The organism is Pseudomonas sp. P39-UII1 (assembly GCF_039672635.1).
Lineage (GTDB): Bacteria > Pseudomonadota > Gammaproteobacteria > Pseudomonadales > Pseudomonadaceae > Aquipseudomonas.
The window spans coordinates 15,528-36,618 of the sequence record NZ_JBDFPP010000033.1 but is presented as its reverse complement, the minus strand read 5'-3'; the positions used below and the strand labels follow the sequence as shown (position 1 = coordinate 36,618).

The window sequence follows — 21,091 nt, the reverse complement described above, 5'->3', positions numbered from 1 at the left end:
CCGTGTGTTTGCACTTGCATTATAGGTATGCAGGGGAATCCATGAGGGACGGCAAAGTTCAGACGAGAAGCCCGATGGTAATTACAACGAAAATGAACTTCGAATTACTCGGGCCATTCCTACAGGACTAATGCTAAAGAACTGTCTCATGGGGGTGGCCATGCTGAAGCGCTTTGTGGTGGTTCCTGCTGTCCCGGCTGCAAAAGACTATCTTCCCAGGCGCTCAGGCTTTGCGTGTGCAGTGGAAGAGGGGTTCGATCTTTACGATACGCAGGAGAAAACACGCCTGATTCTTCGGCTGCCTACGCGCGCCGAAGCTGAGTGTGAATGCATGAGTCGCAATAGTGATGGTGCCGGGAATTCATGAGATCGCCAGGCGACGCTTCGATGAGCTTACGTGGGTAAACCGTCTATCAACGCTCAATGCTGGTACGGCTCAAACTCACACAGAATGACGTTCCCCTTTCGTGCGTGGAACTGACGACCACATCGCCGCCATGGGCCTTGGCGATTTCCCGAACGATGAAAAGGCCGAGCCCTACGCTTCTCAGGTCGGTGTCCAACTCGCTCACTCGTGTCATCGGCTCAAACAGGTTACCCAGCGAAGATTCGGGTATGGCTGGACCCTCGTTATGCACCGTTAGCAAGGCCACCTCGCCCTCTAGGAAGGAAGTGACCGTTATGGGCTGGCCAAGATCCCCGTAGGCAACACTGTTGGCTACCAGATTCCCAACGAGCTGATGCATCCTGTCAGCGTCGACCTCTGCCAGCCCGGCGCCCACTTGTTCATGCACCAGCCTTGCCTGGGGGAAGGCGACACGCAGCTCGTTTACGCTTCGCTCAATGACCAGGTGCAGGTCAACCGCCTTCCGTGTGATGCCGATGCCGCGACCGACCCTGGCCAATGCGAGGTCCAGCAGGTCTGCGATCATCCGTTGAGCGCGCTCGGAGGACTGACGGATGTGGCCGAGCAATTCTGTATCTCGCGATGAGCGTTCGCCTCGTGCCAGCAGGTCTGTCGCCATCTTGATCGCGGTCAGCGGGTTCTTCAGGTCATGACTTGCGATTGCGACCATTTGCTCCGCAAAAAAAGCCCGCTGTTGGGTTTTTTCATAGGCGAGATCGAGTTCCACTTTTGCCTGCTGTAGAGCGGCCTCGGCGCTCGTCTTCTCCCATAACAACTGTTCGGCCCGTTGGCGGGCCTCCACAATCTCGCGCTCATACTTGTCCCGATCAGTCATCCCGAACAGCGCCAGTTCGTAATAAACGCCCTCGGCATGTTCGCGCCTCACGCCATTGAGCAGCAGGGTGACTGTCTGTTCACTGGCGTTTTTGAGGTCAAGTTTCACCTCCGCAACGGAGCCCTGCATGCGCATGAGGGGCGCCCAGTGGGTCTGATGGAAGATTTTACCGCCCATTGTCAGGAGGTCCTGAAACCGAAGCTGGCCAAGCGCTTCCTGGCTGATGCCCATCCAGATGCTGAAAATACGATTGCTGCGCAGGATGGTGCCGTCTTCGTCGGTGACGACCAGGCCACAGGGGGCACCGTCGAAAAGCTCTTCGAACGCGGGAAGTAGCGGCTGATCAATCGACATCTGCGCCTACCCATGGCTGAAGGAAGGCGTCCATTGCTTTGGCACACGCGTCTGGAGCGCTCATGTGCGGGCAATGCCCCACGTTATCTACGAGGTGGAAAACACTATTGGGTAAAGTCGCATGCATGTAATGGCCCACGCCCACCGGCGCGATCAGGTCATCGGAAGATTGCAGGATAAGCGTCGGGGTAGCCAGCCCGGCGATGTCTTCGCGGTTATCGGACAAGAAGGTCACGCGTGCAAATTGCTTGGCGATCTGCGGATCTGTGCGGCAAAAGCTATTGGTAAGTTCATCGCCCAGGGCCGGCTGCCCAGGTGAGCCCATGATGGTAGGGGCCATCGCGCTCGACCAGCCCAGGTAGTTGCTGTCCAGCGTGTGAAGGAGCGAGTGAATGTCTTCGAGCTTGAACCCGCCCACATACCCATCGGAATCGATATAGCACGGTGACGGCCCAACCATGACATGGGCGGCTATGCGATTCGGCGAAAGGCGGTCGGCCAGTGCTCCGATCATTGCACTCACCGAGTGGCTGACCACGATCACAGGGCCGCTTGCAAACTGATCGATGACGTCGTTCAGGTCGCGAGCGTAACCGGCCAGTGAACCGTATTTTTCGCTTTCATAGGCAGCCAGGTCAGATCTGCCTGCGCCGACCAGGTCATACAACACTACGCGGAAGCGGTTGGTGAAGTGTTGGAACAGGTAATGCCACATGGTCTGATCGCAGCCGAAGCCGTGGGAAAAGACCAGCGTCGAAGTGCCTGCGCCATGGACGGTGACGTTGTTCCTGCGTTGAATGTCCATGCATCACTTCTCCGTTCAGCCGAGCGGGTTTGGCTTTAGGGAAGAATAGTGCCGTTGAGGGGATCGAAGGGCAAGGTCTGGCGTGCCCCCGGTGCTCGCCACGGCACATTCAGCGCCAGTAAGATCGAGCGCCGCCCGCGCGGCGCATCGCGGGCAAGCCCGCTCCTACATTTGTTGCAACGTGCCATTCCAGTCAGGCCATGGTTGTCCGCCTTGGCGCATGACTGAAGACAGATGGGGCGTCGGCAGCGCCAGCCGAAAAATTGGGTCATGCCAACAAGGCTGGCAACCATGGCCTCACAGGCCATGGCACGTTGCAACAAATGTAGGAGCGGGCTTGCCCGCGATGCGCCGCGCGGGCGGCGCTCGGTTTATGCATCACCGCAAAACCCAAGCCAGGCCCACGGTAGCCCCCACCCAATGTCCCGACAATGGTCGGAACTGCGCCTCAATCCGTCAGTCAGGTTTAGTAGCCCCGTAAACCTCGAGGTGCCCATGGCAACGCACAACATTCACTTGCTGGGATTGTCCGAGATAGAGGTTGCCACGGAACCCTCAGGATGATTCATCTTGGTTGCGCGGGCTGGAGCGTGCCACGCCTTCATGCCGAGCACTTTCCCCAGCAAGGCACCCAACTGCAGCGCTACGCGGCCCGATTGAACGCGGTCGAAATCAACTCTTCGTTCTATCGCGCTCACCAGCCAAAAACCTATACCCGATGGGCTGCGTCAGTCCCTGAGCATTTTCGCTTCTCCGTCAAGTTGCCCAAAGCCATCACGCATGAAAAGCGCCTGCTTGGCTGTACAGCCTTGCTTGAGCAATTCCTTGATGAGTGCGGGCATCTGGGGGATCGCCTCGGTTGCCTGTTGGTGCAATTGCCCCCGTCACTGGCGTTTGACGTCGAAGTTGCCGATCGATTCTTCACCCGCCTGCGTAAACACTATGATGGGTGGCTTGCAGTCGAACCACGGCATCCTACCTGGGCGACCGCGCAGTCGTTGCTTGTGGACTTGCAAGTGGCTCAAGTGGCGGCCAGCCCTTCGCGGTTTGGCGTAGATGCTCAACCGGGTGGCTGGCCGGGGCTGGTTTACTGGCGCTTGCACGGGGAGCCGCAGATCTACCTCAGCGCCTACGGACGCGATTACCTGCAGCGCCTGGCTGCTCAGCTGCAGCAGCGCGAGGACGCGCAACAACCTTCCTGGTGCATATTCGACAACACCGCAAGCGGTGCGGCCTTGGGCGACGCCCTGGCTACCGAAGCCTTGTTGCACGGGCGCGCCGCTGTCTATCCCGCTTGAACCATGAGCGATGGCCGGCTCGTTCTGTCGCCCGTCACCTCTTGCCAGGCAGTACCGAGCTGAGTACCTGCTTGGCGGTCTGCACGATAACACCCGCCTGATCCGGGTCGCCCTTGAGCAGGGTGCCGGCAAATTTCTTCGCCTGCTCTAGCTTGATATGAGGTGGCAATGGCGGCACGTCGGGGTCGGTCTTGAATTCGATCAGTACCGGCCGGTCGGCGCCAAGGGCTCGTTCCCAGGCCGCGGCGACGTCTTCTTCACGGTCGACGTAAATGCCCTGAAGGCCGATGGAGATGGCAAACAGATGATAGGGCACGTCAGGGATCGTCTGCGACGCCTCGAATTTGGGGTCGCCCTCCATCACACGCTGCTCCCAGGTGACCTGGTTGAGGTCCTCGTTGTTGAACACTGCGCAGATCCACTGCGGGTTCTCCCATTGCTGCCAGTACTTGGCGACGGTGATCAGCTCGGCCAGGTTGCGCATCTGCATCGCGCCATCGCCCACCAGTGCGATCACCGGGCGCTGCGGATGGGCGAACTTGGCGGCAATCGCGTACGGCACGGCGGCGCCCATGCAGGCCAGGCCGCCGGACAACGAGCACTGCATGCCCTGGCGAATGTGCAGGTCGCGGGCATACCAGTTGGCGCAGGAGCCGGAGTCGCTGGTCACCAGGGCGTTGTCGGGCAGGCGAGGGGACAGCTCGTACACCACGCGCTGCGGGTTGATCGGGTCGGCTTTGACCATGGCGCGTTTGGCCAGGGTCTTGTCCCAGCGTGCCCGCCATCCTTCGATCTTCTTGCGCCAGCGCCGGTCGGTTTTGGGCTCGAGCAGTGGCAGCAATGCACGCAAGGTCTCCCCGGCATCCCCTACCAGGTTTACCTCCATCGGGTAGCGCAGGCTGAGCATGTCCGGCTGCAGGTCGATCTGCACGCCGCGCGCCTGGCCTTCCTTGGGCATGAACTCAGCGTAGGGGAACCCTGAGCCGATCATCAGCAGGGTGTCGCACTCCGCCATCAACTGGTAGCTCGGTTCGGTGCCGAGCAAGCCGATGGCGCCGGTTACCCATGGCAGGTCGTCGGGCAAAGCGGCCTTGCCGAGCAATGCCTTGGCTACACCTGCGCCCAGTGTTTCGGCAATGTCGATGACCTGCTCGGTGGCCTGCAAGGCACCGGCGCCCACCAGGATGGCCACTTTGCGCCCGGCGTTGAGCACATCGGCGGCGCGTTGCAGGTCGCTCTCGTAAGGCACTACTTTGGGCTTGCTGTAGCCAATGCCGGAATGCACGGTGCCGTGCTCGCGGGCCGGCTCCTGGTAGGGCAGGTCCTGCAGGTCATTGGGCAGGATCACCGCCGTCACCCGCCGCTCACCGACGGCAGTGCGCACGGCCCGGTCTAGCAAGTGGCGGACCTGCGAGGGGGTGGAGGCCTGTTGCACGAAGGCACCGGCCACATCCTTGAACATCGACAGCAAATCCAGTTCCTGCTGATAGTGGCCGCCCAACGCCGCCCGGGCTTGCTGGCCGACGATGGCCAGCACCGGCATGTGGTCCATGCGGGCATCGTACAAACCGGTAAGCAGGTGCGAGGCCCCAGGCCCGGAGGTGGCGATGCACACACCCAGTTCCCCGGTGAACTTGGCGTGGGCGCAGGCCATGAATGCTGCCATTTCCTCGTGGCGGGCCTGGATGAATTCGATCTTGCCGTTGGCGCGGGCCAGTGCGCCAAAAACACCGTTGATGCCGTCGCCGGGGTAGCCGAAGATGCGCCGCACGCCCCATTGATACAAGCGCTCCACCAGAAAGTCGCCTACCGTGCCTGTCATTGCCTGCTCCCGTTCATTGGTCGATAGGGGTCTGGACTTGGCGTGGTTTGCGAAAGTTTCAACGGATCCGCTTGCTCCGGGGCATCAGCCGCCGTCCCAAGCAGTACCGTGGTGCGAGCGAATTGACTAGCCGGCCAGCGAGACAACCAAGTCAAACGCTGTAATGGGGACGTATGCCAAGGCGATAAGTGCATAGCGCTCGCGGGACTTGGCGACAAACGCGCAGAGCGCAAGGGCAATCATGATCACGTCCAATACGCCCCATAGCGCGATCGGAGATGCCTTGAAAAAGCTCACGTTCACGACCAGCCCGAGGAACAGATAAGCGGAAAGGAACAACAGCGCATAACGGCCGTCCTGTTCAAAGTAGACCTGAAGGCCATTCTGCTCATCCTCACTACGACTGGGGAGCAACAGCGCCGAAGAGACAAAAAGCGACAGCGCCAACAGCACGAGCAGGAGAAACTCGAGGAACGTGAACGTCACTTTTATCGCTGGCAGTCCGTTTACAGCCCACCAGAAGTCAAGCTGCGTCGTGAACAGAATCCCCGCCCAGGCGAGCGGCACCCAGTCGGGCTTGGCCACGCGGCGGATGCGGAATACCGTCAAAACGCCTAGAAGAAGCCGAGTGACCGAGAGCCCCAGTATCATCGAGAGTATCGTGGCAACGATTGGAAAATTGCTCATGGTAAACCCAGGCTTCGGGAAGGCTGGTTTTAGCATAGCTTCCGACCCTCACCCCAGTAGCGCAGCTTATGCTTTTGGCTCGTCCCAGTCGCTACGCAGGGTGGTTGCTTCGTTGACCCACGCATAGACGATGACTTTTGACCTTGAGTCGTAGCGAAAGAACAGCCGAAAGCGCCTGCCGATTTTTGCGCGGCGCCAATGTCGGTAGGCGGTGCCCAGCGTGTTGCCTTGGCGGAACTCATCACGGCCCGGGTTGGCTGGTACAGCCTCCATGATCAAATGGCTCAGTGCTCGAAACAGCTTGACGTTGGCGTTGCTTTCAAAACCCTGCGGGTCGTTCTGCTCAGCCCGGGCGGCGGCTTCTTGCAATTTGCGTAGCTGTAACGTCACACCTTCATGGAACAACAGTGTCCAGCCATGACGCAGCATCAGAGCGCAACCTCCCCGTCGATATCTTCATCCAGATTTACGGAGTGGTTTGCGTTGGCGAGCATGGTTTGCGCCAAGTCTTCCGGCAGAGTGGTGAGGTTGCGGCCGCCTCGGATATCAGCCTCCAGCAAACCCAGGAACGCACCGATGGCAGGGTCTTCGTGGGTGGTTTCTACGCGGCTAACCACGATTTCACCACCGCGTACGTCGAATGCAATCTTGCCACCGGTGTCAATGCCCAGTAGCTGGCGAACGGATTTTGGTAGGGTTACCTGACCTTTTGAGGTCAGGGTGGCGATTTCATGGATGGCAGGCATGAGCATTCTCCCGGATGAGTTGATTGATGGTAAGGAATTATCCTTACCTAGTCAACTAAGGGTTTGTGCTCGCTAAGCGTAGATGGGCGGCGCACAGTAGTGTCGCTGGGGCAATTAGCAGTTCCTTGCCTTGCAGGCGGCTGATCAATGCCCAGAGAGTGTTGTCGACTTGAATGATGTGCTGCATGGAATAATTCCTTCGTTGCAGAACGGACGCTAGCTTTAACCTGAAGCGACTTATGGAATCTTGATACCCAACGCATTCAGCGATGGCGTATCCATCCGGCCATTCACGGTCAGCCCACTGTCCATCTGAAAGGCCATCAACGCACCACGTGTCGCCTTGCCCATCACCCCATCAATGGTGCCTTGGTAATACTGGCGCACCATCAGCGCGGTCTGCACACGGGTGACCAGGTTGCTTTTCTGCTCATTGGTCGCGCGTCTTTTTGAAGTGCTCGAACTTGTCCCGCTAGTAGTGCCAGACGACTGATAAAGGCTGTTGCTGCTTGAGGTGCTGCTCGAAGCACTCGGCGCGCTGTAGCTTCGGGTACTGGTAGCGGGTGGGCTGTAGTAGCGAGGTGCGCTATAGCCACCCGAGCCGCTGTAGTGAGAACTGTGTGAGCTGTGGGACCGGTGTGAACTGTGCGAGCGATGTGCCGCATAGATGTTGACGGTGTCTGGCGCATTGAGCGTATCGGCGAATACTGGGGGCTGTAGCTTGTCGTTGGGTTGCCAGTTCGCATCGGCGAGCGACAGATGGCCCGCCTGTGCCAGGGTGGTACCTGCCATTGGCAGCAAGCTGATCCCACTGATCAGGACTTTCCAGCGGTCGAGCAATTTCACTGTGCACTCCTTGCATAGGCGCTAAAGGCCTCGGTCGATAGTAGTTGTACCCCGCGGCTTTGCCAGCGGTCGGTGTGGGATTTGAAGAAGCCAGAGCAATGTTTGACGGCAGCGCATTGCTGGCAGGTATCGATGAACAGGTTCTTCCAGTCCGAGATGCTCTGGCGGGCGAAACGCGAGAGGTGGGCGGGGACCAGGCACAGGGGCAAGTTGTAGATCGAAACCGGCACTCCGCGGTTGAACAGGAAATACACGGCCTGGCTCAACGACTCCTGATAGTCCAGCGGGTCAATCCACAGTTCTTCGTAGTTCTTCCTGGCCAGGCCGGTACTTTCGATACCCATCAGCGCAACATGCCGCACGAAGGGCAGGTTTCTGAATACATAGTGGGCGAGCTCTGGCAAGCGTGGTGTGGTCAGACGATTGAGCACAACGCGAATTTCGATGATCTGGCTGGCTCGCGCCAGGTTATAAAGACCTTGCAGGGTTTCGCTGAACGCGCCTGGAGCCTGCACCACATGGTCATGGTCTTCGGCATTGTCGGCATACAGCGGGATGCCCCAGCTCAACTGAGGGTGGCCGATGGCAGAGAGCGCTGCGATCCAGCTCGGGTCCTGGAACAGACGCCCGTTGCTGAGCACATGAATGGATTTCTGCGGCAAAACGGCTTTGCACTTGGCCAGGATTTCGAGCAGGCCGTCGCGATAAAGCGTTGGTTCTCCGCCGCTGATTCCCAGATTTTCCTCGCCCGGGTCCATCAGGTCGATCAGCCGTAGGTTTTCCTCGATGTGCCAACGATCATCGATATCTTTGGGCGGCTGCGAGCACATCAGACAGAGGCTGTTGCAACGATCGGTCATGAACAGCAGATTGCTGTCTGAGCCTCGTCGATAGAGCACTCGCACCAAAGCGTTGCCTGGTGTAATGGCAATGACATCGCCGGGCTGCACGACACCTGCATCTTTGGGGGTGTGCAGGTGTGGCCGCGCGCTGTCGAAGTCGCCGATCAATGGCTCCGGAATCAGGAAACCACCGACTGGTAATGAGAGCAGATGCGGGCTCTGTAGCCGTTCTTCGTTTGGCAGCCAAAGCAGCAGGTCATTGAACTCAGCGCTGCCGGCACAAACAGCCAGGCCTTGTTCGATGAACTCATCCAGAGTGATGACCTTTAGCAGTTTCGGCTCATTCAGGTGATGGATTTCGAAGTGGGTATCTTTGCGCAGCATCGCCATCAGCCCCTGTAACCCGGGAACCGGACATCGTTGTAAGAGCGACTGTTCAACCAAGACAGCAGCACCCTCTGCACGTTGTCGTCGCCATTGCAAAGCAGGCCGAAAAGATGCTTCAGCAGCCCCATGTTCTTCTTGCAGAAGCTGCTGAACACTCGGTGTCCGATTGGGTCAGCTTGGCGGGCATAGTGTTCGATGGGGTCAGCACCACAGTACGGGACAAGTGCGCAGTCGGAGCAGCCCGGCAGCGCTTCTGCTACACCACTGGCGAGCAACGCATTCATGACGGGCGATGCGAGTAATTCAGACAAGGGTTGCTGCACGGTGCCGAGCCTCAAGCCGTCTTCACCCATCTCCAGCAACATTCGGGCTTCGTCCGAGGGATAGACGTAACCGTCATAGTTGTAAACCAGCGCCGCAGTGCCTGCGCCAGCAGGGGAGCGCAGGTCTACATAGCCGGAGGAGAAGGGTGTCAGGATATTCTTCAGCAACAGGCTTGTATAACTCTCTGAGAGGTATACGCCCTGTTGGTTGATACGCAGTAAATAGGCCAGTGCCTTCTTGTAGAAGGCCAGGTATCGCTCAATAGGATAATCAAGTCGATGGGCACTCTTGGTGGCAAATCCATAAGGGCTCAGAGGCCGAAGCGAAATGCTGGAGAAGCCCTGGCTAACATACTCATCGATGATCGCTTCAGGTTGTTCGAGGCTTCTTGAAGTCAGCGTGGTCAACGCGGAAACTGCATCATGACCAAGGCGCTCACGGACCCACTGGATGCCTTTTACAGTGCGTTCGTAGGAGTCTCTTAACGGGGTCGGGCGGTTGGCATTGTGCAAGGGCGCCGGCCCATCGAGCGAGGTCGAAAACTGGATGCGATTTTGTTCTGCGAAGTCGAGTATTTCCTCCGTCAGGTGGTGCAGCGTGGTGGTGATGACGAACTGGATATCCCGTTGTTCGACCACGTTCCGTTCAACGACCCATTCGACAATCTGGCGGACGCGCCCGAAGGCCAGAAGCGGCTCGCCACCCTGAAACTCCACAGTCAGAGCGGGAGCGTTCGATTCGAACAAGCGATCCACCGCCGCCTGTGCATCCGTTTCCGACAGGTCGTGGCCGGATCCTCCCAGAGGGGCCCGCGAGACCTGGCAGTACTGGCAGGTATGGTTGCAGCGCAATGTAACAACGAACAAGTGCAGTGCAGGGCCCTGGAAGAGGAAGTCCTTGCGGCTGCGATACTGCGCGGCCATTTCCGGGAATGGGTCGTGGCGGCCTGGTTCATAGATGAAGTGGCGGGCCAGCAGGTCCTTGTAAAAAGGCGTACTTGCTTGAACGTCGAAGTAACTGAGGGCTCGTAATTGCGCGTCGTTCACGTGCATGTACTCACCGGTATCGGAGGTGAGCAGGATGTCACGGTCATGTCCCGTGTTCATGCGCATGAATCGAAAAGGCAGCAAGCGGTAGTGCTTGGCGTCTGTTGCAATCAGTGTCACTTGGAAATCCCACATCCAGCGAGCGCGGCTCGGGCCAGGATTTCACGTAACCCTGCTGTTTCGCGGTTGATATGGTCGCGTAGGGCGAAGTCGTTCAGGTGCTGGAGGATAAGTGAGCGAGCATGCTCCGGGGAAAGCGTTAATCTTGCTTCAGCGGGGTGGGCCGTGAGGCTAATTTGATTGGCTTCAATACCGATCTGGATTGCGACAGTGTCGGCCAGTGAATAAGCGGCGCGTTGCGCCACGCTGAGCGGGTAGGCTGCGCTGTCGAGTTTCAGCGTGACTGGCCATGTCATCGGAACCGGTCCTTCAAATCCGTTGGGAGCGTGTGGATTTTGCCGGTTGCCGAGGCATTATGCCATCATCATTTTGCACGCATTTGTCCAGCGTGGTGGGTGGTGTGCTCACTACGGCTCGGCCATTGATACGGGTTAGGGCCAAGGATTTATATCTCCCCAATCCACGTATCCTCATCAATAGCCGGCTTGGCCTCAGGCTGGGGGCATCCTTTCCAAACCATCCACAGCATGCCCTCAGATGTGCCCCCACTGTAGCAATCCACTGGAAGTGAATGGAGCTCCATGGTTTGTGGAAAGGCAGTAGTAATAAGATAAACAGCCTGCCCGGCATCGCCTAAAGACTATCAGGGTCGCCAAAAAACATCTGAATCCGCGACCGCAACCACCGCTCCGCCGGGTCATTGTCCTGCGCACCGCGCCAGGCCATGTGCAGTTCGAAACTGCGCACCTCCATCGGCAGGTCCTCAGCCCTGAGCCCGCCCGCAGCGGTCAACACATCGGCGGTGTAGTCCGGCACGGTGGCGACGATGTCGGTGCCGCCGAGCAGGCTGCCCAGGCCGTTGAACTGCGGGACCGCCAGCACCACATGGCGCTTGCGGCCGATTTCTTCCAGCGCTTCATCGATGAAACCCGACAGGTCGCCGGCGAACGACACCAGGGCGTGTGGGCGGGCACAGAAGTCGTCGAGGGTGATGCTGCCAGGCACGCTGTCGGCGCGCAGCAGTTTTGGCTTGCTGCGGCGCAGCACCTTGCGCTTGGCGTTGGCAGGCAGCTCGCTGGTGTAGCTCACGCCCACCGAAATTTCGCCTGAGGCCAACAGCGTTGGCATCAGCAGGTAATTGACCCGGCGCACCACCAGCACGATGCCGGGCGCTTCGGCGCGGATGCGCTTGAGCAATTGCGGCAGCAGGGCGAATTCGGCGTCGTCCGACAGGCCGATGCGGAACACCGCGTTGCTGGTGGCCGGGTCGAACTCGGCGGCGCGGCTGACGGCGGTGGAGATCGAGTCCAGCGCCGGCGACAGCAGGGCGAAGATTTCATGCGCGCGGGCCGACGGTTCCATGCTGCGGCCGGTGCGCACGAACAGCGGGTCATCGAACAGGTTGCGCAGGCGCGACAGGGCCGCGCTGATGGCCGGCTGGCCGAGGAACAGCTTCTCGGCGGCGCGGGTCACGCTACGCTCATGCATGAGGGTTTCGAACACGATCAGCAGGTTGAGGTCTACACGACGCAGGTCGTTTCGATTCATCGGTGCGCTTCGCCTAAAGTGGGGCAGGGGTGAATCTTAAGGCCAAAGGCTGTTACCCTGCACCGATTTATGGGGGCCAATGCACAGGAATGTGAGGTGCCCAATCGATGACAGGCATGTCGACTATTAATAGCCACTGATGGTCTAACGGCAAAAGCCCGGATAAAGTCCGTGGTAATACGAGATTCACAAAGGCGAGGTATGCGATGTCCCGCATGATCCGGTTCCATAAGTTCGGCGCTGCCGATGTGCTCCGCTGCGAGGAGCAGGCCGAACCGTCCCCGGCTGTCGGCGAGGTGCAGATTCGCGTCGAGGCAATCGGCGTGAGTTGGTACGACGTGCTCTGGCGGCAGAACCTGGCACCTTCCCAGGCCCGCCTGCCGGCGGGCATCGGCCACGAGATGGCTGGCGTGGTGACGGCGGTCGGCGAAGGCGTCGATGACATCGCAGTGGGCGACCGTGTCGCCAGTTTCCCGGCCACCAGCGCCAACGAGCATCCGGTTTATGGCGATGTGATCGTCCTGCCGCGCACGGCCATCACCCGTTACCCGGACATTCTTTCGCCGATCGAAGCCAGTGTGCATTACACGCCGCTGCTGATCGCCTACTTTGCCTATGTCGACCTGGCTCGGGCCAAGGCCGGGCAGACCGCGCTGGTGACCGATGCCAGCCATTGTGCCGGGCCTGCTTTCGTGCAGTTGGGCAAGGCCCTTGGCCTGAAGGTGTTTGCCGCGACCAAAGAGCCGGAGCAGCGCGAGTACCTGCTCGGCCTGGGCGCTGACAAGGTGATCGTCACCGAAGAGCAGGACTTGCTCCTGCAGGTTGGCAAATACACCGACGGCCGCGGCGTGGACATGGTCCTCGACGGCATGGGCGGCCCGCAGATGTCGCTGCTCGGTGACGTGCTCGCGCCGCGTGGCAGCTTGGTGCTGTACGGCCTGCAAGGGGGCAACCAGACGCCGTTCCCGGCCTGTGCGGCGTTCCAGAAGAACATCCAGTTCTATGTGCATTGCATCGGCAACTTCACCGGCAAGCCCGAGTTGGGCATCAGCCAGGACCAGGTGGCCTTGCAGCGTGCCTTGCGCGATATCAACCAGTTCACTGCCGATCAGTTGCTGACACCGCAGATCATCAAGGTGTACCCGTTCGATCAGGTGGTAGCAGCCCACCGGTATATGGATGAGTGCCCCTGTGGTGGCAGGGTGGTACTGGACATGCAGCCGAACTGAAGCACGTTTGCAGCAAAAAGAACCCGGGCCTGGCTCGGGTTTTTTATGGCTTTGATCAGGGGCGTATTACATGAATTTACCTATGAGCTTGCCTAACTAATGCCAGTCGTGCAGGTGCGTTTACATGCCTTGAAAAATCTTATTGTTTGAATGGAAGTGGTGCTAAGTGCACAGTAGTTTTCACTTTGGCTGAATGGTTTTTTTACCGGCATCTGTATCTTCTAATCGTTTGTCAGCGCTTGATAATGGCGCAATGATACTTGGCGCAAGGAGCGTGGAATGAAGGTGTTAACCCCCTGGTGGGCGACGGTTTGGTGCGGCAGCAAACATGCGGCAGGGATCTTCGCGCTCAATGGCTTGGCGACAGTAGTTTGTCACTTCAATGTTTCCGAAATGTTTGTAGGAAATTTCTTCAAACGTGCTTCGTCTTATCGCTTTTAATGCATGTGTGCACGGAGTGCGGCGGATGAATGAAGTTGTGAGGTGATACGTGAGCAATATTCACGACCAGGCGATGCACTATATCCACCAACAGGTGCTGGAACGCTTGTTGAACCATATGTCCCAGGCCCAGCGTGCCTCGCTGCAGTTGCTGATTCAGCGGTTACTGGTGGCTGCAGGTGGGCCGGAATACATCGGTACCTTCAGGTTGCTGGTGCTGCAGGGCAGCGATCGGCGCAGCGCCCACCTGCTGGCAATCTTGCGCGCCGCACAATTGAGTATCGCCCTGCGTGCGCCGGTCACCTTCCAGCTGCGGGTGGTGGTGGTGTGCCTGCCTGCAGCCAGCGGCGCGCTGCTGGAACACCACGAACGCAGCTTCAATGCCTTGTTCATGCATGACGATCCGAGGGTGCAGTTGCAGATGGTCGACGCCGGGGAGGTGGTGGCTTTCAGCCGTCGGCCGTCGGCAGTGGCCAAGCCCTGGATGTTGGCCCGCGATGCCTTGCTGCTCTTCGGTCATCTCGTGGATGGGCGCCCGGAAGCGCTGCTGGGTAGCCGTATGCACCTTGAGCTTGCCGCTACCCTGCGCCAGGTGCTCGAGGGGGAGCCGATTGTTGATGCGTGGGTCACCCCCATCCCTCTGCCCCAGCGGCGGCGTTACCTGGCCTGGGCCAGAAGGGCGCTGCGCCTGGCAGGGGGTGGAGGGGCGGCAAGCCTGCACCTGTGCATGGCGACCCTCGCCGCACACATGAGCCAGTTGCATGATGCGGCCGGCATGCCGCTTCTGGAACCCGGCACGCTGGGGTGCGATCAGGTGCCCGCGCTGCCCACGCGGTTGATTGCCATAGACGATCTACTGCCCCAGCTGCTGGGCGAAGGCGAACTGGATGCGATGATGCAATGCCGCTACGAACCGGCGGAGGAGGCCACGCCACTGGCGGCCTTTCTCGACCCGCTGGCCTTGGCGCAGTTGCATGACCTGCGCTCGCGCTGCCGGATGCCTGCAAGCGGCAGGCAAGCACTGCACCTCGTCGGCCCGCAGCCAATGCTGCAGGCCAGCTTGAGCAAGGGCTACGGTGTCGAACAAACGCAACTGCTGTGCATGTTGTACAGCCCGATCGCAGACCACGGGCGCGGGCTTGAGCACTTTCTGCAATCTCGCCACGCCGACATGCTGGTGGCATTGCCCTACCTGCACCGCGCCTTGCAAGGTAGACCTTGCCCCGATGCGGTCAAGGATTGGCTGGTCAATACCAGCGGTTTGTCGCTTGCCCAGTTACGGGCGGTCTATGACGGGCGCTTGCACCGCAGCGCGCGGCGCTTGCTGGCCAGCCTGGCACGGCGCGATGTGCACCTGGCGCTACTGGGACGCCCGCCGGGGGCGGCGGGACCGGCGGCGGGGCGTGATTCTGATGAGGCGTGAGTTCGCCTATCAGACGGTGTATCGCTACCTCGAAACATTGATCGATGAAACAGCAAGGGGAGGGCAGCGGCGTTTGCCTTCGCTGCGCGCCTTGTCACGGCGTTTGCGCGTTTCATTGGCCACCGTGCAGGCTGCGTATGGCTTGCTGGAGCATGAAGGGCGCGTGCTGTCAGTGCCCAAGTCCGGTTACTTCGTGCAGGCCGACGGCAAGGCCGGCGCACCCCTCACGCCGCCATCGCACGCCGCCGCGCCAGCGCACCCCACGATGGAGCGCCTGCTGTTCGCGCACGAGCGAAGGCTGGCGCGGCAGGGGGCCAGGGCGTCGCCTGTGGCGCAAGGCGTGGGTGAGATTCGCCTGCGCCATGTGTTGGCAGAACGCTACACCCGATCATCCCGGCAATCGTGGCACGCCGAGGATGTACACCTGGGCCCTGATCTGCAGGCGTTGCTGGAAACACTGCTGGCAGGTTTGGCGCTGCAGGGCAGCACGGTACTGGTCGCATCCCCTTGCTGCTGGCGCGTGTTGAGGGTTTTGCAGCGTGTTGGCATGCAGGTACTGGAAGTGCCTCTGGACAACCATGGCGGCCCTGATTTGCGCCGCCTGGCGTGCCTGCTCGGGCGTGAGTCGGTGCGCATGATGATCATGCCATCCTGCCTGAGCATGCCCATGGGGCGGCTGATGTCCCCGCAGGATCAGCGGGAGATTGCCCATTTGCTAGCCCGTCACCCTGTGTGGCTGCTGGAGAATGACGTGGACAGCGAGCACTGTTTTGCCGCACCCCCGGGCTGCCGTTTGCGCGACTGGGTCGACCCTCGATGTTTGCTGGTCCTGGGCTCGTTGGAAGCACTGGTCGGCGTCGAGGCGCCTTATGCTTATGTGCTGAGCAGGCATTGCGCCCTGGCCGAGGTCTTTGCCCTGCGTGCCTTCCAGCTCCCACCCGTGCGGCAGCAGGCATTGGCGCAGATGCTCGGCAAGGGCGAGGTTGACGAACAATTGGGCCGGCGGCGCGTGGAACTGCGTTTACGCATGGAGCAGGTCTGCCAACACCTGGAGGCTTGCCTGGGCGGGCAGGTGGCCTATGAAATGCCAGACGGCGGGCACGTCCTGTGGCTGCAACTGCTGCAGCCCATGCCGTCGGATCGGGTAGTGGCCGGTTTGTCGGGCCCGGCCTTGCACGTACTGGCGGGGTCGCAGTTCAGCGTGCAGGGGCGTTATCAACACTACCTGGCCCTGGCCTGGACGGCTGGCCCGCCAGAAGCGCTACGTGAAGCCATTTTCAGGTTGAGCCAGGCGTTGGAGCTGCGTTGCGGCCGGCAGGTCGGAAGCGAAGCATGATCGCCCCCCCTGGCATCTCACGTATCATGGCGGCATCGTTATCCCCTGTTCAGGAGCCTGCCCATGAGCCAGCCGCACTTGCGCCACCCCGTTCCAAAGGATGCCGAACGCTGTTACGCGATCGAGATCGGTGCCTACGAGGGCGATGAAGCCGCGACCCTCGAAAAGATCCAGACCCGTATCACCGAATACCCGCAGGGCTTTCTCATCCTTGAGGTCGACGGCAAGGTCGTGGGTTTCATCAACAGCGGTTGCGCCCACGATGTGGTGATGTCGGATGAAGCATTCAAGGAATTGGTGGGGCATGACCCGGCTGCCGCCAATGTAGTGATCATGTCGGTGGTGGTGGACCCGGCCTACCAGGGCAAAGGCTACGCGACCGTGCTGATGAACGCCTTCATCCAGCACATGAAAACGCTCGGCAAGCAAAGCATCCACCTGATGTGCAAGGAGCAGCATGTCGAGCTGTATCGCAAGATGGGCTACCAGTATGTGAAACCCTCGCCATCGGACCATGGTGGCATGGCCTGGCATGAAATGATCATGTCGCTCTGAGTGCTCGCGGTGCCATCCGTCGGCAGGGTGCCGACCTGACCCACGGCGCTTGCCAGGGCGGGTTATCTGTATGTATAAACAGTGCTCGTCCTCGTTGCCTGACCCTGCCCTGTGATCGCCCACTCTGTCGATGACCCGCTCTACTACCTGCATAACTTCCGCCAGGTGCTGCTGTGGGTTGAACAACGTTATGCCGACCTGCTCGACCCGCACGAGCTGGCCTTCATGCAGGCATTTGCCGGGCTGGACGCGCCGGCCCAGGCCCTGATGGTGCGCATGGTGATGCGCAAGGGCGAGCTGTTTCGCAGTGACCGCCTCGAGTACGCCGAAATCGGCGATACCTGCAGTGCCTTGCAATCGTTGGAGGCGTTGGGCTGGGTACGCGAACCCGAGCACCTGAGCCTGGAGCAGTTGTTTGCCCTGCTGCGCAAGGACGAGCTCGCCAGCGGTTTCGCCGGGCTGCTGAGCCGCCCGCGCGCCGCCAAAAGCGACCTGCTCTCGCAACTTCAAGCGTTGGCGCCGGCGCCCAGGCCATTGTCCGAATGGTTTGCGCAGGCCCCGGTGCGCATCGTGCAATGGTGCCTGCAGCCTCTGTGCGACCGCATGCGCCTGCTGTTCTTCGGCAATTTGTACCAGGACTGGTCGGAGTTCGTCCTTGCCGACCTTGGCCTCCTGCGCTTCGAGCAGGTGCCGTTCAGCCCCGGCTCGCGCGCCTTGCAGCAGCGCAGCGAGGTGGACCTGGCCTTGGCCTTGCACCAGTGCGCCGAGCGCCTGGAGCAGGGGGAAGGGCCAGGGTCGATTGTTCAGGCATTGGCGGGCTGGCACAGTGACAACCCGTGGCTGGCCCGGCGCCACGGCCGCTTGCTGTTTGCCCTCGGCCAGCAGTGCGAACGCCTGGGCGACTGGGACCTGGCCCTTGCGGTGTATGCCCAGAGCAGCCACGCGCAAGCGCGTATTCGCCAGGTGCGTGTGCTGGAGCGCAGCGAGCGCTGGCAACAGGCCCACGCGCTGGCAGTGCAACTGGCCGAAGCACCGGCCAACCCCCTGGAGGTGCAAGCGCTGCAACGCGTGCTGCCACGCCTGGCGCGCAAACTGGGCGGGCCCGCCCAGCCACGCCGGCGCGCTGCGCCCGCGCCGGTGATCGAGCTGGAGCTGCCGCGCGAGCACGCCGCGCTGGGTGTCGAAGAGGCGGTACGGCAACACCTGGCGCAAGCGGGTGGTGAGGTTCATTACGTCGAGAACACGCTGTTCAACAGCCTGTTCGGCCTGTTGTGCTGGGACGCGATCTTCGCCCCGGTGCCCGGTGCCTTTTTCAACCCCTTCCAGGCCGCCCCCCAGGATTTGCACGACTGTGACTTCCAGGCACGGCGCGCCGCTCAGTTCGACGCCTGCCTGGGGCGCCTCGACGACGGTACCCATCACCAGGCCATTCTCGACCGTTACGCGGCCAAGCAAGGCCTGCAATCGCCGTTCGTGTTCTGGCCAATGCTCAGCGACGCCTTGCTCACGCAGGCATTGGCCTGCCTGCCGGCCGCGCACCTCAAACACTGCTTCCTGCGCTTGCTGCAGGACATTCGCAACAACCGCGCCGGCATGCCTGACCTGATCCAGTTCTGGCCGGAGCAGGGCCTTTACCGCATGGTCGAGGTCAAGGGGCCGGGCGACCGCCTGCAAGACAACCAATTGCGCTGGCTGGAATTCTGCGCCGAGCACGGCCTGCCGGTAGCGGTGTGCCATGTGCGCTGGAGCGAGGCAGCGTGAGTTACCGGGTAGCGGTGCGTGCCTTGTGTGAGTTCAGCGCCAAGGTCGGTGACCTGGACCTGCGCTTCACCCCGTCGCCCACTGCCCAGGAGGGTATCGAAGGGCATCGCCGGGTAGTGGCCCGGCGTGCGGCTGGTTATGAGGCTGAGGTTGCCCTCGAAGGTAGCTACCAAGGCCTTCAGGTACGTGGCCGCGCCGATGGCTACGACCCGGTTGCCAACCGCCTGGAAGAGATCAAGACCTACCGTGGCGACCTGGCCCGGCAGCCGGCCAACCACCGCCAGTTGCACTGGGCCCAAGCCAAGGTCTACGCCTGGCTGATGTGCCAGGCGCGGCAGTTGCCGGCCATCGAGGTGGCGCTGGTGTACCTGCATGTCGACAACGATGGCCAGACGCTGATCAGCGAACACTACAGCGCCGACACGCTGCAAACCTTCTTCGAAACCCAGTGCCAGCGTTTTCTGGCCTGGGCCCATGGCCAGGAGCAGCGGCTCGCCGAGCGTAACCAGGGCCTGCAGGCGCTGGCGTTTCCTTACCCGCAGTTTCGCCAGGGCCAGCGGCAACTGGCCGAAACCCTGTACAAGGCAGTCAGCACCGGCCGCTGCCTGATGGCCCAGGCCAGTACCGGTATCGGCAAAACCCTCGGCACGCTGTTCCCGCTGCTCAAGGCCATGGTGCCGCAACAGCTCGACAAGCTGTTCTTCCTGACCGCCAAGACGCCTGGGCGGGCACTGGCGCTGGACGCCCTGCAGCAGGTCAGCGACGCCTCGCCGCAGCCGGCGTTGCGAACCCTGGAGCTGATCGCCCGCGACAAGGCCTGTGAACACCCGGACAAAGCTTGCCATGGCGAATCCTGCCCGTTGGCGAAAGGCTTCTACGACCGTTTGCCCGCCGCGCGTGAGGCAGCTGCCCAGCTGCCGATGCTGGACCGCGCCCGCCTGCGCGACGTTGCCCTGGCGCATCAGGTTTGCCCGTATTACCTGGGGCAGGAGATGGCTCGCTGGGTGGACGTGCTGGTAGCCGACTACAACTATTACTTCGACGCCCACGCCTTGCTGTTCAGCCTGAGCCAGGCCAACCAGTGGCGGGTGGCGGTGCTGGTGGACGAGGCGCACAACCTGGTGGAGCGCGGCCGCAGCATGTACAGCGCCAGCCTTGACCAGGGGCAACTGATGGCCTTGCGCCAGAGCAAGCCGCAAGGCCTGGTCAGCGCGCTGGACCGGCTCAATCGCCAGTGGAATGCCTTGTACAAGGAGCAACGCGCGCCTTATCAGGCCACTGCGCAATTACCGGATGCCTTTTTGCGTGCGCTGCAGCAGTGCATCGGCCTGATTCAGGAGCGCCTGAACGAAAGGCCCACTGAAGTGGATGCGCAGGTGCTGCAGTTTTTCTTCCAGGCGTTGCAGTTCAGCCGTGTTGCCGAACTGTTCGATGAGCACTTCCTGTTCGATGTGAGCCTGCGCGAAGGCCCGCGCAAGCGGCGCCTGGCCAGCCTGTGCTTGCGTAACGTCACCCCCGCACGCCTGCTTGGCCCGCGCATGCAGGCGGCGCGCAGCGTGACGCTGTTCTCGGCCACCCTCAGCCCCCGGCATTTTTACACCGACCTGCTGGGCATGCCGGCGGATACCGCCTGGCTTGAAGTGGCGGCGCCGTTTCGTGCCGAGCAGCTCGAAGTGCGCATCGCCAGCCAGGTCTCCACCCGTTACCGCGAGCGCCAGGCATCGCTGGCGCCGATCGTCGCGCTGATCGCCGAGCAGTACCAGCGTCAGCCGGGCAACTACCTGGCGTTCTTCAGCAGTTTCGAATACCTGCAGCAGGTCCACGCGCTATTGGCCGAGCGGCACCCGGCGATACCGACCTGGGCTCAAGCGCCGGGCATGGATGAAGCCGCGCGTGGGGCATTTCTTGCGCGTTTTGCCCCGGATGGGCAGGGCGTCGGCTTTGCTGTGCTCGGCGGCGCCTTTGGCGAGGGTGTCGACCTGCCCGGCACCCGCCTGATCGGTGCGTTTGTCGCCACTCTTGGGCTGCCTCAGGTCAACCCGGTCAACGAACAGTTCAAGCAACGCCTGGGGCGGCAGTTCGGCGCCGGTTTCGACTATGCCTACCTGTACCCAGGCGTACGCAAGGTGATCCAGGCCGCAGGGCGCGTCATCCGCGGCGATCAGGACCGTGGGGTGCTGGTGTTGATCGATGAGCGTTTCGCTGAGGCGCGGGTGCAGCAAATGTTCCCCAGCTGGTGGCAGACAGCCAGCGAATAATCCCAGGCAAGCCCTTCGCATG

The 21,091-nt window shown here is 61.1% G+C and carries 19 protein-coding genes and 1 pseudogene; 9 read left to right on the top strand and 11 right to left on the bottom strand.

Translation table 11 applies throughout. The annotated features are described in order from the left end of the window. Positions 1-154 precede the first annotated feature (154 nt). Entirely contained in the window at positions 155-367 is a 213-nt protein-coding gene (locus ABEH27_RS24350) for a hypothetical protein (protein ID WP_346616024.1), read from the top strand. Positions 368-413: 46 nt separating this feature from the next. Here the strand turns inward: ABEH27_RS24350 and ABEH27_RS24345 are convergent, their stop codons facing one another. After that, positions 414-1,595, bottom strand: a complete 1,182-nt coding sequence (locus ABEH27_RS24345) for an ATP-binding protein (protein WP_346616016.1) — start codon at positions 1,593-1,595, stop codon at positions 414-416. Continuing rightward, complete coding sequence (locus ABEH27_RS24340) at positions 1,585-2,400, bottom strand: alpha/beta hydrolase (RefSeq protein WP_346616015.1); 816 nt, start codon at positions 2,398-2,400, stop codon at positions 1,585-1,587. The genes ABEH27_RS24345 and ABEH27_RS24340 overlap by 11 nt, the downstream gene beginning before the upstream one ends. 560 nt (positions 2,401-2,960) lie before the next feature. Here ABEH27_RS24340 and ABEH27_RS24335 point away from each other — a divergent pair. Beyond that, the gene (locus tag ABEH27_RS24335) at positions 2,961-3,698 is read left to right on the top strand and encodes a DUF72 domain-containing protein (RefSeq protein WP_346616014.1); all 738 of its coding nucleotides are present in this window, start codon (positions 2,961-2,963) and stop codon (positions 3,696-3,698) included. A gap of 34 nt (positions 3,699-3,732) precedes the next feature. Here the strand turns inward: ABEH27_RS24335 and ABEH27_RS24330 are convergent, their stop codons facing one another. From ABEH27_RS24330 to ABEH27_RS24290, 9 genes and pseudogenes are all read right to left on the bottom strand, one after another. Next, positions 3,733-5,520: a thiamine pyrophosphate-requiring protein gene (locus ABEH27_RS24330; protein ID WP_346616013.1), complete on the bottom strand. Its 1,788-nt coding sequence runs from the start codon at positions 5,518-5,520 to the stop codon at positions 3,733-3,735. Between the two features lie 126 nt (positions 5,521-5,646). After that, positions 5,647-6,207, bottom strand: a complete 561-nt coding sequence (locus ABEH27_RS24325; protein WP_346616012.1) for a hypothetical protein — start codon at positions 6,205-6,207, stop codon at positions 5,647-5,649. A 90-nt stretch (positions 6,208-6,297) separates the two neighbouring features. Next, a pseudogene (locus tag ABEH27_RS24320) lies at positions 6,298-6,636 on the bottom strand (type II toxin-antitoxin system YhaV family toxin); the annotation flags it as partial. Continuing rightward, complete coding sequence (locus tag ABEH27_RS24315; protein ID WP_346616011.1) at positions 6,636-6,953, bottom strand: type II toxin-antitoxin system PrlF family antitoxin; 318 nt, start codon at positions 6,951-6,953, stop codon at positions 6,636-6,638. The gene ABEH27_RS24315 and the pseudogene ABEH27_RS24320, both read right to left, overlap by 1 nt. A 237-nt stretch (positions 6,954-7,190) precedes the next feature. Beyond that, on the bottom strand, positions 7,191-7,799 hold the full coding sequence (hxsA, locus tag ABEH27_RS24310) for a His-Xaa-Ser repeat protein HxsA (protein WP_346616010.1): 609 nt from the start codon (positions 7,797-7,799) through the stop codon (positions 7,191-7,193). Further along, positions 7,796-9,031 (bottom strand): His-Xaa-Ser system radical SAM maturase HxsC, encoded by a 1,236-nt coding sequence (hxsC, locus tag ABEH27_RS24305; RefSeq protein WP_346616009.1) that lies wholly within the window; start codon positions 9,029-9,031, stop codon positions 7,796-7,798. The genes hxsA and hxsC overlap by 4 nt, the downstream gene beginning before the upstream one ends. Next, positions 9,031-10,518, bottom strand: coding sequence for a His-Xaa-Ser system radical SAM maturase HxsB (hxsB, locus tag ABEH27_RS24300; RefSeq protein WP_346616008.1), 1,488 nt, complete (start codon positions 10,516-10,518; stop codon positions 9,031-9,033). The genes hxsC and hxsB overlap by 1 nt, the downstream gene beginning before the upstream one ends. Continuing rightward, positions 10,515-10,814, bottom strand: a complete 300-nt coding sequence (gene hxsD / locus ABEH27_RS24295) for a His-Xaa-Ser system protein HxsD (RefSeq protein WP_346616007.1) — start codon at positions 10,812-10,814, stop codon at positions 10,515-10,517. Before hxsD ends, hxsB begins: the two co-directional genes overlap by 4 nt. Positions 10,815-11,151: 337 nt before the next feature. After that, a complete protein-coding gene (locus ABEH27_RS24290; protein WP_346616006.1) occupies positions 11,152-12,066 on the bottom strand; it encodes a LysR family transcriptional regulator in 915 nt (304 codons plus the stop codon). 206 nt (positions 12,067-12,272) lie between these two features. Between ABEH27_RS24290 and ABEH27_RS24285 the strand changes: the two genes are divergently transcribed. The 7 genes from ABEH27_RS24285 (at position 12,273) to ABEH27_RS24255 (ending at position 21,069) form a co-directional block, all read left to right on the top strand. After that, complete coding sequence (locus ABEH27_RS24285) at positions 12,273-13,295, top strand: zinc-dependent alcohol dehydrogenase family protein (protein ID WP_346616005.1); 1,023 nt, start codon at positions 12,273-12,275, stop codon at positions 13,293-13,295. Positions 13,296-13,574: 279 nt separating this feature from the next. Then, positions 13,575-13,736: a hypothetical protein gene (locus ABEH27_RS24280; RefSeq protein ID WP_346616004.1), complete on the top strand. Its 162-nt coding sequence runs from the start codon at positions 13,575-13,577 to the stop codon at positions 13,734-13,736. A 49-nt stretch (positions 13,737-13,785) separates the two neighbouring features. Continuing rightward, on the top strand, positions 13,786-15,159 hold the full coding sequence (locus ABEH27_RS24275; RefSeq protein ID WP_346616003.1) for a hypothetical protein: 1,374 nt from the start codon (positions 13,786-13,788) through the stop codon (positions 15,157-15,159). Further along, the gene (locus ABEH27_RS24270; protein WP_346616023.1) at positions 15,149-16,495 is read left to right on the top strand and encodes a PLP-dependent aminotransferase family protein; all 1,347 of its coding nucleotides are present in this window, start codon (positions 15,149-15,151) and stop codon (positions 16,493-16,495) included. Before ABEH27_RS24275 ends, ABEH27_RS24270 begins: the two co-directional genes overlap by 11 nt. 63 nt (positions 16,496-16,558) lie before the next feature. Next, positions 16,559-17,050 (top strand): GNAT family N-acetyltransferase, encoded by a 492-nt coding sequence (locus tag ABEH27_RS24265; protein WP_346616002.1) that lies wholly within the window; start codon positions 16,559-16,561, stop codon positions 17,048-17,050. Positions 17,051-17,161: 111 nt separating this feature from the next. Next, positions 17,162-18,811: a VRR-NUC domain-containing protein gene (locus ABEH27_RS24260; protein WP_346616001.1), complete on the top strand. Its 1,650-nt coding sequence runs from the start codon at positions 17,162-17,164 to the stop codon at positions 18,809-18,811. Next, positions 18,808-21,069, top strand: coding sequence for an ATP-dependent DNA helicase (locus tag ABEH27_RS24255; RefSeq protein ID WP_346616000.1), 2,262 nt, complete (start codon positions 18,808-18,810; stop codon positions 21,067-21,069). Before ABEH27_RS24260 ends, ABEH27_RS24255 begins: the two co-directional genes overlap by 4 nt. The last annotated feature ends 22 nt before the right edge of the window (positions 21,070-21,091 follow it).